Below are 13,171 nucleotides of genomic sequence, written 5' to 3'. Positions count from 1 at the left end.
GACGAACCCCAGGCGAACGAGTCCGCACTCAGGGTTTCAGTGGCGGTCGCCGAGGCTCGCGACCACGGCGGCCAGCCGGTCCATGGCGTGGGCCACACCGAGCCCGTCCATGTAGTCGCGGACGTGCACGATCCGGCCGTTGCGGACCCGGATCACCAGGAGGCCGGGGATGCTGAAGGCCTGGCCGGTCGTGGTCACGGTCCCGGTGACGACCTGCTCGACGGTGATCACCTCGGGGTCGGTGCTCTCGTGTACGGCGACTTCGCGGATCTCCAGCGGTTGCGCCGGGCTGGCACCCCAGGCCGCCCGGTAGCCCGCGCGGACCTCTTCGCGTCCCTGGTAGCTCGCGGGCATGCCGGGAGAGAGGAACGGGAACTCGTGGACGGCGTCGACGGTGTAGAGATCGGCCAGGTCGTCCGCGGACTTGTCGAGCATCGCCCGCTGGTAGCGGGCCAGGACCTCACGAGGGCCAGGGCTGGCGGAGGCTGTATCCGACATGGCGCTTGAGCTCCGTTCGGTCAACGCAGGGCTGAGGTCTTTCGAGCGATGGGCCGGGACTTCGGGCGTGCGGATGCGGCCATGGCCTCCAAGATCCGCTTGTGACACCCGGCTTGGGGGCCCGCTTGACCGCACCTTACGTGAAGGTCGACGACGGGATCGGAGGAACGCGATGGATGGGACGACCGCCCCGGGGCGGGCGCCGGGCGGGAATTCACTCGTGCGCGGGCAGGTCGGGTCTACTGGTGACCCAAGAACCTTTTTTCACCGATCAGTTGGGGGATCCCTGTGTTCCGCAGCAGCGAGCCGCGCAAGTTCCACATCCCCACCGACCGCGAGACCGCCGAAGAATGGGGCGGGCGGATCGCCGTCCTGCGCGACGTGCCGCCCGAGTGGTTCGTCCTCCTCGGGCGGATGGGCAGCGACGGCTACCTCTGTCACATCGACCTGAACTACCACCTGAACCACGAGCTCATCGCGATCGTCCAGACCTCCCGGCCCGTCCCCGACGGCTTCCGGGTGAAGTCCCTGACCACCCCGGGGTCGCAGCTCTTCAACTTCCTCGGCAACTCCGGCCGCATCGACCCGCGCCACCACCTGGGCCCGCTCGACCCCGAATCCATCAGCGCCGGAGAGATCCACCTGGACGGCGAGCCCGTCCCCGTCGAGATCCACCACAGCCTCGGCTGCCGCAGCGCCCTGATCCCCCGCCTCCCCGACCAGGAGGGCTACGTGATCGTCACCGCACCCGACGAGCACTGGGCGTCCGTCCTCGATCTGACCCTTCAGCCCCCGTCGGCGTTCTGACGCTACCTCAACACATCACCCCAACGTGGGGTTTGGCTCAATGAACCCCACCTTCCGTGCCGAGAAGCGAACGGGGTGGCGGCGCTGAGGGCTGCCACCCCATCGACTTCTCGGCGCCCCGAGGGATCACGCGGGCGGGATCGGGCCGAGGTAGGTGCCGCCGGAGGCGTCGATGGTCTGGCCGGTCACCCAGCGGCCCTGCGGGCCCGCCAGGAAGCCCACCACGTCCGCGACGTCCTCCGGCTGGCCGATCCGGCCGAGTGCGGTGATCGATTCGAGCCCGGCCATCGCCTCGGGGACGCCCGTCCACTGGGACGTCATGTCGGTCAGGATCACCCCGGGGTTGACGGTGTTCACGGTGATCCCGCGCCGGCCGAGCTCGTTGGCGAGCGGTGCGGCGAGGGCCACCAGTGCCGTCTTGCTGACGGTGTAGCCGAGCTGGACCGGGGAGCCGATCCGCGCGGCCGCCGAGGCCACGTTGACGATCCGCCCGCCGTCCCGCAGCAGCGGGATCGCCCGCTGGATCACGAAGATCGGCGTGCGCACGTTGATCGCCATCAACCGGTCGAACTCCTCCTCCGTGATCTGCCCGATCGACCCGGCCAGGTGGATTCCCGCGTTGTTGACCAGGATGTCCAGGCCGGGCCCGCCGTCCCCGCCATGCTCGCCGTGCTCCGCCAGCCCGGCGGCGAGGCCCTCGAACAACTGGTCCAGCGCACCGCTCTCGCCGAACCGGGCCCGCACCGCGAACGCCCGGCCGCCGGCCTTGGCGATCAGCTCCACGGTCTCCGCCGCGGCCGCCTCGTTGCCGCCGTAGTGGACCGCGACCAGTGCCCCGTCAGCGGCGAGCCGCTGCGCCACCGCCCGGCCGATCCCGCGCGAGCCGCCCGTCACCAGTGCGGTCCTGCCGTCCAGTTCGCCCACGATCGCCTCTTCCCTCGTGCCGCCCCCGGTCGGATCCGGGGCCGGTCTCCCGCCGTCACGACCCGATGCCGGACAACCCTTCATGTATGCCCGGGGCCGGAGAGCTGATGCCGCCCGCCCGCACGACCACCCACTCGACCGCCCGCACGACCACCCGCTCAGGCCCGGAACAAGGGCTCGTAGGCGTTGCCCTCCTCGGCGTTGAGCAGCACGTACCCGGGCCCGAGCCCGCCCGCGACCTCCCGCAGCCGGGCCAAAGCCACCGCCACGCCCGGGACTTCGAGTCCGAGCGTGGCGGCCGCCGCGTCCCGCTCCGCGTACAGGCCGGGCTCGTCCTCCAGGTACTCCTCGGCGGCCCGCGCGCTCTCCTCCACCGTCAGCCCCGGGCAGTCCCGCCACCACGGCACGGCCAGCAACAGCCGGACCAGCTCCGGCAGCCCGACGGCCAGCACCGCCGCGCCGCCCTCCGAGTCGGCGTACAGGACGGGACGCTCCTCGCCGCCCTCCCCGCACAGGAAGAAGGTGCCGCCCGCACCGTCCTTGGCCACCGGCTCCAGAGACTCCCCGGAGGCGAGCACCACCTCCTCGACGTGCGGGTAGTGGTCGAGGCTGAGGTCGCCCGGCCAGGCCAGGTAGTCGAGGGCGGCGGGGTTGGCGCGGATCGCGTCGAGCAGCGGGGTCGTCGGCATGGCGGCCAGCCTAGGGGCGGTGACACTCACGACGGCAGCCGATCGGGGGTGTTCGCCACCGCTCGTCTCCGACTCGGCCCGGGTGGGGAGTTGATCTCCACGGCGCAGCCGTTGTTGGGTGGCTCCTGTTGCTCTGACCCCCAGCGGCGAAGGAATGTGACACGGTGGACGAGAAATTACCTCCGGACGAGCGGGCCGCACTGTTCGAGGCGCAGCGGCCCCGGCTGCGGGCCGTGGCGTACCGGATGCTCGGCTCGGTGAGCGAGGCCGAGGAGGCCGTCCACGAGGCCTGGCTGCGCTACGACCGCACCGACGCCTCCGACGTGCAGAACCTCCCCGGCTGGCTGACCACGGTGGTCTCGCGGGTCTGCCTCAACCTGCTGCGCGGCCGGGAGCTGCGCCGCGAGGAGCCGCCGGAGGCCGAGGCGGGTGAGCCGGGCCCGGCGCGCATCCCGGACCCTCTGCTGCGGCGCGAGGGGGTGGCCGACCCCGGGCAGGAGGTGCTGCTCGGGGACTCGGTGGGCCTGGCGCTGATGGTGGTGCTGGAGTCGCTGGCCCCGGCCGAGCGGATCGCCTTCGTGCTGCACGACCTGTTCGCGGTGCCGTTCGCCGAGATCGCCCCGCTGATCGAGCGGACGGCGGCCGGGACCCATCAGTTGGCCGACCGGGCCCGCCGCCGGGTGCAGGACCAGGCGCCCGCGCCCGATCCGGACCCGGGCCGTCAGCGGGCCGCCGTGGACGCCTTCTTCGCGGCCGCCCGCGCCGGCGACCTGGGCGCGCTGGTGGCCGTGCTCGCCCCGGGCGTGGTGCTGCGCTCGGACGGCGGCGCGGTGCGGGCCGGGCACCCGGTGGTGCTGGCGGGCGCCGCCGCCGTGGCCGACCAGCCGGTGCTGTGGGGCGGGCTGTCGCCGTTCGCCCGCCCGGCACTGGTCAACGGCGCCGCGGGCGCGGTGGCGATCGGCGAGGGCGGGCGGCCGCTGTCGGTCATGGCGTTCACGGTGGTGGACGGCGCGATCGCGGCGATCGAGATGCTCACCGAGCCGGAGCGGCTGGCGGCGCTGGACCTCTCGGCGTTCCACGGCTGAAAGCGGCGGGTGACGATCCACGGCTGAACGCGGCGGGCGACGGTCCGCGACCGAACCCGGCGGGCGAGGTTCCGCGACCGAACGCGGCGGGCGAGAGGGAGGCCGACCGCCCTCTCACCCGCCCGCGCCGGTCGGCGCCGCACGTCCTCGGGACGCGCCGTCACCAGCCCTGCGCGACGACCCAGTCGGCGAGGTGGCGGGCGCAGGCGTCGACCGACTCGCGCCAGGTGTGGCTCGCGCCCTCGCCGGCCTCGTCGCTGACGTGCTTGACCAGGCGCACCGGCAGCCCGAAGCGGTGGGCGACGGCGGCGACGGCGTAGCCCTCCATGTCGACCAGGTCGGCGTGCTCGGCGAGCCGGTCGCGGGCCGCCGGGTCGGAGACGAAGAGGTCGCCGGTGGCCAGCACCGGCCCGTCGCCCTTGCCGACCACCAGCGGGGCGCCGTAGCTGCGGCCGGTGAGCGCCAGCAGGGCCGGGGTGTCGAGGTCGTGCTGGATGACCTGGACGACGTGGTGGGTGCCCTCCCAGCCGGGGCGCAGCGCGCCGGCCGTGCCGAGGTTGATCACCTCGGACGGCTTCTCACCCTGGGCGAGGACGGTGGCCAGCGCGGCGGTGGCGTTGATCTTCCCTATTCCGGTGAGCAGGACGGGCAGCCGGTCGTCGAGGTGGGCGGCTTCCTCGCGCACGGCGACGACGAGCAGCGGGCGGTCGGGCGTGATCGTTCCAAGCAGGCGCATGCTGCCCATCGTACGGAGGGTGTCCGCCGAAACCGGGTGCACCGACCGTGCCGGGACCGGTGGCGTCCCGGCGGGATCGCCCCCGCCGCCGGCCCCGGGGCCCGTCCCCGGCTCCCTGCGCGCCGACGTGACAACCGGACCTCGACGCTCCGGCCTGTCCGAGGAACCGCATAGGGTGCATCCCGCGTCGGACGGTTCACCGCCGGCCGCCGGGAGGCGGGGCCCCGGAGGCGTGCGGGGCCCGTGCGCGGCATGTGCGGGGCAAGCTCAAGATCGGCGCAATTCGGGTGTGGCCACGGGGAGTCACGGCCATACTGCTGGCATCGGCCGGGCCCCGGACAGCGGGCCCGGCCCCTGGGGAGGATGAGGCGGGTGGCAACACCAGTAGGTAACGGCGCACCGGGCACCGTGGTCCCGGCACGGCCGAGCGGCCCGCCGGGCACGGCTCCGGCCGTGCCGGGCGTCCGGGGCGTCCCGGCGTCCAGACCCGGTGCCGCGCCGGCCCGGCGGCCGTCGGCCGGGCCCGCGCCGCGCGGCCTGTCCGGCCTGCGGGCCCGGCTGGCGAACGCCACCCGGACGGCGCCGGGCCGGCTGCGGCTGGCCGGGGCGGTGCTCGCGGTGCTGACCGTGGCCTTCGGCGCGCTGACCGCCTGGCAGTTGGAGACCAAGGCGGAGGCCGCCAACCGGGTGGTCCAGCACAGCCAGCCGCTGAGCAAGGACGCCGCCGACATCCACCGCCTGCTGGCCCACGCCGACACCACCGCGGCCACCCGCTTCCTGCTCGCCGGGGAGGAGACGGAGGCCGTGCGCCGCGACTACGAGGGCGATCTGGCCTCGGCCACCGGCCTGATCACCAAGGCCGCCGCGCAGACCACCATCGGCTCCCCCGCGTATCAGAAGCTCACCGAGCTGAACAATCAACTCCCCGTCTACGCCGGCCTGGTGGAGACGGCTCGGGCGAACAACCGGCTGGGCCTGCCGCTCGGCGGCGCCTACCTGCGGTACGCCTCCGAGCAGATGCAGGGCATCCTGCTGCAGCGCGCCGCCGAGCTGACCGCCATCGAGAACGACGAGCTGGACAAGGACTACGCCGAGGCGAAGTCCAGCCCGTGGGCCGCGTACGGCCTGGGGGTGCTCACCCTCGGCGCGCTGGTCTGGGTGCAGGTGACGCTGTTCCGCCGCACCAACCGGGTGTTCAACCCCGGCCTGCTCGGGGCCACCGCCGCCGTCCTGGCCGGGGCGCTCTGGCTGGCCGTCACCGGCCTGACCACCAACGCCGCGCTCCAGCAGAGCTGGAAGCAGGGCGCGCAGCCGCTGCGGGCGCTCAACACCTCCCGGGTGCAGGTGCTTTCCGCCCGGCTGGCGGAGAACCTGAACCTCGTCGCCCGCGGCTCCACCACCGCGTACGCGGACCAGTGGAAGGCGATCACCCAGCAGCTCGCCGGGGGCGAGCCCGCGAACGTCCCGATGGAGCAGCACTCCGGCTCGCTGCGCCAGGCCCTCGACCTGGCCCCCGCGGACGCCCGGCAGCAGATCGGCGAGGCCGACCGGCAGTACGAGACGTGGCGCACCCGGCACGACGCGGCATACGCCATGGAGACCCAGCAGGCCGACTACCAGGGCGCGCTCCAGGCGACCGTGACGGCGGACCCGGCCGCCGAGGCGAACACCGCGGACGGCGCCTTCAAGGCCACCGACAAGGCGCTCGACCAGGCCGCCACCACCGAACAGGACCACTTCAAGCGCTCCGCCAAGGACACCGAGGGCGACCTCCGGCTCGCCGCCCTCGCGGCCGCGCTGCTCGGCGTGGTGGCCGCGGCCGCCGCACTGCGCGGCCTGGGCCGCCGACTGGCCGAGTACCGGTAGAGGGGGAACGGACACATGCGCAGGAGAACCGCAGGCACCAGGCCGGCCGCCGTGCTGGCGCTGCTGGCCACCGGCGCGGCCGTACTCGGCGGGGGCGGGCCGTCCGGCGCCGCGGCCGCCACGGGCGCACCGCAGGCCGTCCGGTCGACCGGGCAGGAACAGGCCGGACAGGACCAGGCCGAGTCCTGCGACCTGACCAGCACCGTGCCGCCGAGCACCGTGGACGGCCCGGCGGTGAAGGCCATCAAGGCCAAGGACACCCTGATCATCGGCGTGGACCAGAACAGCTACCGCTGGGGCGCCCGCAACCCGAACACCGGTGAGCTCGAAGGCTTCGACATCGACCTCGCGAGGACGATCGGCGTGGCCATCATGGGCAATCCGACCAAGGTGGTGCTCAAGCCGGTGTCGACCGCCGGCCGGGCCGACGCCCTCACGGGCAACCAGGTCGACCTGATCGTCCGCACCATGACGATCAGCTGCGCCAACCTGAAGAAGGTCGCCTTCTCCCGGTCGTACTTCAACATCAAGCAGCGGGTCCTGGTGCCCCGGTCGTCCACGGTCAAGAACCTCGACGAGGCGATCAGCGGCAAGACGGTCTGCGCCGCGGACGGCTCGGTGGCCAAGGACGTGCTGAACGCCAAGAAGACCGCCAAGCAGCTCGTCCTGGTGACCAACCAGCTCGACTGCCTGGTCCGCATGCAGCTCGGCAAGGTCGACGCCACCATGACCGACGACGAACTGGCGGTCGGCCAGGCCGCGCAGGACCAGACGGTGAAGGTGGTGGACGGCTTCGAGCAGCCGGAGACGATCGGTGTCGCGATGCGTCAGAACAGCACCGACCTCACCGCCCGGGTCAACCAGGTGATCTCCGACTACTACGCGAACAAGGGCTGGCAGAAGTCGTTCGAGCAGTGGGTCCAGCCCTACCTGCCCGAGAACTCCAAGGACCCCGGCCTGTACTGGCCGGCCCGCTGACGCACCGGGCGGCGCACGGGCGTCAGCCCGCCGTTGACGCGGTCTTGACGCCCACCGCCCGCTCCGCCCGAACGGCCACCGGCTAGGGTTCGGGACGATCACCACGGGGAGACCGGTGGTGGGCACGGGGGATGTCGTGGGATCGCACGTCACGTACGTCGGGATCGCACGCGAGAAAGGAAGGACACGGCGTTGGCGGCTTCGGCTGGCCCGGTACTGAGCCGGGAGGAGGTGGACCGCGCGCTGGCGCGCCTCGGCGCGGAGCGGGACGCGGTCGAGTCGGCGCTGCTCGCCCTCCAGGACCATCCGGGCCTGCGGCTGCTCGACGGCGCCGAACTGGCCGGGCGCACGCTGGAGCGCTGGTCCGTCGCCGGGAAGGGCCTGCCGCTGCTCTGGGCGCTGTTCGACCGCTACGCGGAGGCACTGGCCTCGGCGCGCGCGGTACGGGCCCGCAAGGCCAAGCCCGGCGCGCCCGAACTCGCCGAGCTGAGCGAACTGCTCACCGGCGACGCGGTGACCGTCCCCGGCGGCGCGCTGCCGGACGGCCCGCAACTGCTCGGCGCGCCCGCCCGGCTGGTCGAGCGGATCAGCCTGGACACGCTGATGACCCGGATGAACTCCTGGTACGCCACCGTGCTGGAGGTGGTCAGCGCCGCCGACGCCGTCTGGTCGGCGCTGCCGGCCCGGATCGACCTGCTGCTGGCCGAACTCCACCGGGTGGGCAACCTCGCCGCCTCGCTCGGCGTGCGGGCCGGCGGCCACCCGCTCGCCGACGACCTGGCCGGGCTGGACGCCGACCTCACCGAGCTGCGCGCCGAGGTGCGCGAGGACCCGCTGGCGCTGTGGCGCCCGGCCCGAGTGCCCGCCCAGCGCGGCACCGTGCCGGAGGGCAGCGCCTTCGCCACCCCCGCCGGGGTGGTGGACACCGAGCGGTTCGACCGGGCCGGGCGGGCGCTGGACGGCGTCCGGGTGGAACTGGAGAACCTGCTGCGGCTGCGCGACGACGCCGAGGAGCGCCTCCAGGGCGTCGGCGACCTGCTCCAGCGGGCCGACGCCACCCTGGCCGAGGCCCGCCGGGCCCGCGGCGAGGTGCTGGCGAAGATAGCCTCCAGCGACGTCCCGGCGGTGCCCGGGCCGGCCTCGGCGCTGCGCGAACGGATCGTGACGGCACTGGAGTTGCGCCAGGGCGGGCAGTGGGGCCGGCTGGCGCCGCTGCTGGACACGCTGGAGGACGCCGCCGCCAAGGAGCTGGCCCGGGCCCGGCAGTCGCTCACCGAGGTGACCCAGCCGCTGGCCGTCCGCGCCGAACTGCGCGGCCGGCTGGACGCGTACAAGGCGATGGCCGCCCGGCTGCGGGTCTCCGAGGACCCGGAAGTGATCGAGCGGTACGAGAAGGCGCGCTGGCTGCTGTGGAGCGCGCCCTGCGACCTGCGGGCGGCGGCCGCCGCGGTGGCCCGCTTCCAGCAGTCGCTGCGGCCGGCGCAGGCCGAGGCCGCACAGGAGACGACCGGCCCGACGCCGGTCGACGGACAGGTCCAGGGGGGCTGAGGTTGATGGGCGGGACGTGCGTACGGCCGGAGTGCTCCGGCAACGGCAGGATCGACGCGGACGGCTACTGCGACGAGTGCGGGCTCGCCCCGGCCGCGGTGTCCTCCAAGGCTTCCGGGGCTTCCGGGGTTTCCGGGGTTTCCGGGGCCGGGGCCACCGGGGCTTCCAAGGCCGCCGGGGCACCGGCCGCCGGCCCCGGCGCGTCCTGCCCGAGGGACTGCTCCGGCACCATCGACGCCGACGGCTACTGCGACGAGTGCGGCCTCACCCCGCCCGGCGGCGACACCGGCGTCACCCAGCCCTACGTCCCGTCCTCCCGGGTCTCCGGCGACTCGGCGCGCAGCGGCTCGATCCGCTCGACCCGCACCGGCTCGGCCCGCTCGATGTCCGGCCGCTCCCGCTCGCACCGCTCGACCCGCACCGGCAGCAGCCGCTCGGTCTCGGTGCGCAGCACCCGCGGCAGCGTCAGCGCGGGCACCCGCAACCGGCTGGGCGCCGGCCTGGTGACGGTGCCGACCGTCGAGACGGCCGACCCGTCGCTGGCGGTGCTGGAGAACCCGGAGGTCCCGGAGCGCAAGCGGTTCTGCTCCAAGTGCGAGACCCCGGTGGGCCGGGAGAAGAACGGCCGGCCGGGCCGCCCGGACGGCTTCTGCACCAAGTGCGGCACGCCGTACTCGTTCACGCCCAAGCTGCGCCGCGGCGACCTGGTCGGCGGGCAGTACGAGGTGGTGGGCTGCCTGGCGCACGGCGGCCTCGGCTGGATCTACCTGGCGATAGACCGGCGGGTCAACGACAAGTGGGTGGTCCTGAAGGGCCTGCTGGACACCGGGGACGAGGACGCGCTCGCCGTGGCCGTCGCCGAGCGCCGCTTCCTGGCCGAGGTGGACCACCCGAACATCGTCCGGATCATCAACTTCGCCGAGCACCTGGACGTCGGCTCCGGCTCCACCGACGGCTACATCGTGATGGAGTACGTCGGCGGCAAGTCGCTCAAGGACATCGCCAACGACCGCCGCACCCCGGACGGCCGGCGCGAGCCGCTGCCCGTCGAGCAGGCGATCGCGTACGCGCTGGAGGCGCTGCCCGCGCTCGGGTACCTGCACAGCCGGGGCCTGATCTACTGCGACTTCAAGATCGACAACGTGATCCAGAGCGGCGACGCGCTCAAGATCATCGACATGGGCGCCGTCTGCCGCCTCGACCACGACGGCCCGATCTACGGCACCGTCGGCTACCAGGCCCCGGAGATCGCCACCCACGGCCCCTCCCCCGCCTCCGACCTCTACACCGTGGCCCGCACCCTCGCGGTGCTCACCTTCGACTTCCAGGGCTACGGCACCACCTACCGGGACACCCTGCCCGGCCCCGAGGACGTCGAGGTCTTCGCCCGCTACGAGTCGTACTACCGCTTCCTGGTCCGCGCCACCGACCCGGACCCGGCCCGCCGGTTCTCCTCCGCCGACGAGATGGCCGACCAGCTCACCGGCGTGCTGCGCGAGATCCTCGCCCTCCAGGACGGCCGGGCCCGGCCCGCCCTGTCCACCCTCTTCGGCCCCGAACTACGCGTCGTGGACACCGAGTTGGTCATGCCCACCGAGCAGCCCGGACAGCTCCTGGTGACCGCCCTCGACCCGGCCGCCGCCGCCCTCGCGCTGCCCGTCCCGCGCGTCGACCCCGGCGACCCCAACGCCGGCTTCCTCGCCACCCTGCTCGCCACCGACCCCGAGGAGGCGCTCGCCGCCCTGGCCGGCGCGCCCGCCCTCTCCATCGAACGGCGGCTGCGCGAACTGCGCGCCCAGCTCGAACTCGGCCGCCGCGCCGCCGCCGAGGAAGCCCTCGACGCCCTGGAGCGGGAGTACCCGGACGACTGGCGGGTCGTCTGGTACCGCGGCCTGGTCGCCCTGGTCGGCGCCGCGCACAACCCGGACGGCCCGGACGGCCCCGGCAGTTCGGTCGCCCTCGTCGGCGCCGCGCACGGCCCGGACGGCCCTGACGGCCCGGCTTCGCCCGACGAGGCCGGGCTGCGCGCCGCCGCCGAAGCCTTCGACGCGGTCTACGACGCCTTCCCCGGCGAGGCCGCCCCCAAGCTGGCCCTCGCCATCTGCGCCGAGCTCCTCGGCGACGGCGGCGACGCCGCCGAGTTCTACCGACTGGTCTGGACCACCGACCCGGCCTACCTCAGCGCCGCCTTCGGGCTCGCCCGGGTCCGGCTGGCCGAGGACGACCGGCCCGGTGCCATCCGCGTCCTGGAGTCCGTCCCGGCCACCTCCAACCAGTACACCGCCGCCCGGATCGCGGCCGTCCGCGCCCGGCTGCGCGAACGACCCGCCACCGACCCGCTCGCCGCCGACCTCGGCGCCAGCTCCGACCAGCTGACCGCACTGCGCCTGGACGACCGCCGCCGCGAGGAACTCGCCGTCGAACTGCTCGGCGCCGCCCTCGGCTGGGTCACCGCGGGCTCGACCGGCGCCCAGCAGGGCGGCGGCACCACGGTGCTCGGACGACCTGCGGTGGAGCGGGAACTGCGCTTCGCCCTGGAACAGTCCTACCGGGTACTCGCCCGGTTGGCCGACCGGGCCGAGACCAGGATCGAGATGGTGGAGCGGGCCAACCGCGCCCGCCCCAGGACGTGGGTGTAGCCGATGCCGCAGCAGACCGTGTGCCCGAGCTGTTCCGAACCGCTGGAGCCGGAGGACGCCTACTGCGGCGCCTGCGGCGCCAGCCGGGACGGCCGGACCGCCCCGGGCGCCATGCCCGCGAACTGGGCCGCCGCCCGGGCCGAGGGCGCCCCGCCCCAGCACGGGCCGGTCTGCGCGCACTGCGGGCTGCCGCAGGTCACCGCGGACGGCTACTGCGAGGCGTGCGGCGGCGCCCAGCCGCGCCCGCGCGACCACATGGAGAAGTCCCTCGCGGGCGTCGCCGGGGTCAGCGACCGCGGCGTGCGCCACCACCGCAACGAGGACTCCTTCACCATCGCCGCCACCTCGCTGCCCGGCGGCGAGCCGGTCGTGATCGCCGTGGTCTGCGACGGCGTCTCCTCCTCCGACCGGCCGGACGAGGCCTCCGAGACCGCCGTCGACGCCGCCTCCGAGTCGCTGCTGAGCGCCCTGGAGGCGGGCCGCGAACCCACCGCCGCCATGCGCCAGGCCATCGCCGACGCCGCCGGGGCCGTCGCCGACCTCGCCCAGGACGGCCCCGGGCCCGCCCGGCCCGACCTCAACGCGCCCGCCTGCACCTACGTCAGCGCCATAGCCTCCGGCGGCCGGATCACCATCGGCTGGGTCGGCGACACCCGCGCCTACTGGATCCCGGACGACCGCGCCGGCGCCGAGCCCTTCCGGCTCACCCAGGACGACTCCTGGGCGGCCCGGATGGTCGAGGCCGGGCTGATGAGCGAGGCCGAGGCGTACGCCGACCCGCGCGCCCACGCGATCACCGGGTGGCTCGGCGCCGACGCCGAGGAGGTCGTCCCGCACACCCTCGACTTCACGCCGCACGTCCCCGGGGTGCTGCTGATCTGCACCGACGGGCTGTGGAACTACGCCGAGGCCGCCACCGACCTGGCGTACTTCGTCCGGCCGGACGCCCGCGCCGAACCGCTCGCGGCGGCGCAGACCCTGGTGAAGTTCGCGATCGCCGCCGGCGGCCACGACAACATCACCGTCGCCGTCCTGCCGATCGACCCGCCGGCCGCGGGCGCCGGTGCCGAGGGCCGGAGCGAGGGCGAGGACGAGGACGAGGACGACCCCCGGACCGCCACCGCGCTCGACCTGCCGCTGATCACCGCGGCGGGTGCCAGGCGCGCCGCCGAGGAGGACGAGGACTACGAGCCGACCCTGCCGGACCTCCCGGTGATCGGCTCCCCCGCCGCCCCGATGCCCCCCGCCGCCCCGCCGGCTCCCCCCGCACCGCCGACCGCTCCCGCCGCACCCACCGTCCCCCCGCAGCCGCCGCACCCGCCGACGGCCTGACCGGACGCCGCCCGCCCGGGGCCGACCCCGGCGGTCACCCGGTCCGCCGGCCCGCCCCCGACGCGGCCG

At 74.5% G+C, this 13,171-nt stretch carries 11 protein-coding genes; 7 read left to right on the top strand and 4 right to left on the bottom strand.

Going from position 1 to position 13,171, the window contains the following annotated elements:
• Positions 1–36: 36 nt before the first annotated feature.
• Positions 37–498, bottom strand: a complete 462-nt coding sequence (locus ACFVTF_RS23295; protein ID WP_387816165.1) for a nuclear transport factor 2 family protein — start codon at positions 496–498, stop codon at positions 37–39.
• A 288-nt stretch (positions 499–786) separates the two neighbouring features.
• Between ACFVTF_RS23295 and ACFVTF_RS23290 the strand changes: the two genes are divergently transcribed.
• Positions 787–1,305, top strand: coding sequence for a hypothetical protein (locus tag ACFVTF_RS23290; protein WP_387816163.1), 519 nt, complete (start codon positions 787–789; stop codon positions 1,303–1,305).
• A 126-nt stretch (positions 1,306–1,431) separates the two neighbouring features.
• Here the strand turns inward: ACFVTF_RS23290 and ACFVTF_RS23285 are convergent, their stop codons facing one another.
• Complete coding sequence (locus tag ACFVTF_RS23285) at positions 1,432–2,229, bottom strand: SDR family NAD(P)-dependent oxidoreductase (RefSeq protein ID WP_387816161.1); 798 nt, start codon at positions 2,227–2,229, stop codon at positions 1,432–1,434.
• 158 nt (positions 2,230–2,387) lie between these two features.
• Complete coding sequence (locus ACFVTF_RS23280) at positions 2,388–2,918, bottom strand: hypothetical protein (RefSeq protein ID WP_387816159.1); 531 nt, start codon at positions 2,916–2,918, stop codon at positions 2,388–2,390.
• A gap of 164 nt (positions 2,919–3,082) precedes the next feature.
• On the opposite strand from ACFVTF_RS23280, the gene ACFVTF_RS23275 reads away from it, so the two are divergent.
• On the top strand, positions 3,083–4,003 hold the full coding sequence (locus tag ACFVTF_RS23275) for a sigma factor (RefSeq protein ID WP_387816157.1): 921 nt from the start codon (positions 3,083–3,085) through the stop codon (positions 4,001–4,003).
• Positions 4,004–4,163: 160 nt separating this feature from the next.
• Here ACFVTF_RS23275 and ACFVTF_RS23270 read toward each other — a convergent pair whose 3' ends face one another.
• The gene (locus ACFVTF_RS23270; RefSeq protein ID WP_387816156.1) at positions 4,164–4,739 is read right to left on the bottom strand and encodes a nucleosidase; all 576 of its coding nucleotides are present in this window, start codon (positions 4,737–4,739) and stop codon (positions 4,164–4,166) included.
• Positions 4,740–5,111: 372 nt separating this feature from the next.
• Between ACFVTF_RS23270 and ACFVTF_RS23265 the strand changes: the two genes are divergently transcribed.
• The 5 genes from ACFVTF_RS23265 to ACFVTF_RS23245 all read left to right on the top strand — a co-directional run bounded on the left by ACFVTF_RS23265 (position 5,112) and on the right by ACFVTF_RS23245 (position 13,102).
• Positions 5,112–6,605: a hypothetical protein gene (locus ACFVTF_RS23265; protein ID WP_387816154.1), complete on the top strand. Its 1,494-nt coding sequence runs from the start codon at positions 5,112–5,114 to the stop codon at positions 6,603–6,605.
• 15 nt (positions 6,606–6,620) lie between these two features.
• On the top strand, positions 6,621–7,583 hold the full coding sequence (locus ACFVTF_RS23260) for a transporter substrate-binding domain-containing protein (protein WP_387816152.1): 963 nt from the start codon (positions 6,621–6,623) through the stop codon (positions 7,581–7,583).
• A gap of 192 nt (positions 7,584–7,775) precedes the next feature.
• A complete protein-coding gene (locus ACFVTF_RS23255; protein WP_387816150.1) occupies positions 7,776–9,131 on the top strand; it encodes a hypothetical protein in 1,356 nt (451 codons plus the stop codon).
• Positions 9,132–9,136: 5 nt separating this feature from the next.
• On the top strand, positions 9,137–11,770 hold the full coding sequence (locus ACFVTF_RS23250; protein WP_387816148.1) for a tetratricopeptide repeat protein: 2,634 nt from the start codon (positions 9,137–9,139) through the stop codon (positions 11,768–11,770).
• A gap of 3 nt (positions 11,771–11,773) precedes the next feature.
• Complete coding sequence (locus ACFVTF_RS23245) at positions 11,774–13,102, top strand: protein phosphatase 2C domain-containing protein (protein ID WP_387816146.1); 1,329 nt, start codon at positions 11,774–11,776, stop codon at positions 13,100–13,102.
• Positions 13,103–13,171 lie beyond the last annotated feature (69 nt).

This window comes from Kitasatospora sp. NPDC057940, assembly GCF_042887425.1.
GTDB lineage: Bacteria > Actinomycetota > Actinomycetes > Streptomycetales > Streptomycetaceae > Kitasatospora.
The sequence above is the reverse complement of the archived record's forward strand: the minus strand, read 5'-3'. Positions and strand labels throughout refer to the sequence as shown.

Bases quoted from the DNA above. Each gene is read 5' to 3' on its own strand.
- ACFVTF_RS23260 (WP_387816152.1), top strand. From the start codon at position 6,621: ATGCGCAGGAGAACCGCAGGCACCAGGCCGGCCGCCGTGCTGGCGCTG.
- ACFVTF_RS23295 (WP_387816165.1), bottom strand. From the start codon at position 498: ATGTCGGATACAGCCTCCGCCAGCCCTGGCCCTCGTGAGGTCCTGGCC.
- ACFVTF_RS23280 (WP_387816159.1), bottom strand. From the start codon at position 2,918: ATGCCGACGACCCCGCTGCTCGACGCGATCCGCGCCAACCCCGCCGCC.
- ACFVTF_RS23250 (WP_387816148.1), top strand. From the start codon at position 9,137: ATGGGCGGGACGTGCGTACGGCCGGAGTGCTCCGGCAACGGCAGGATC.
- ACFVTF_RS23270 (WP_387816156.1), bottom strand. From the start codon at position 4,739: ATGCGCCTGCTTGGAACGATCACGCCCGACCGCCCGCTGCTCGTCGTC.
- ACFVTF_RS23245 (WP_387816146.1), top strand. From the start codon at position 11,774: ATGCCGCAGCAGACCGTGTGCCCGAGCTGTTCCGAACCGCTGGAGCCG.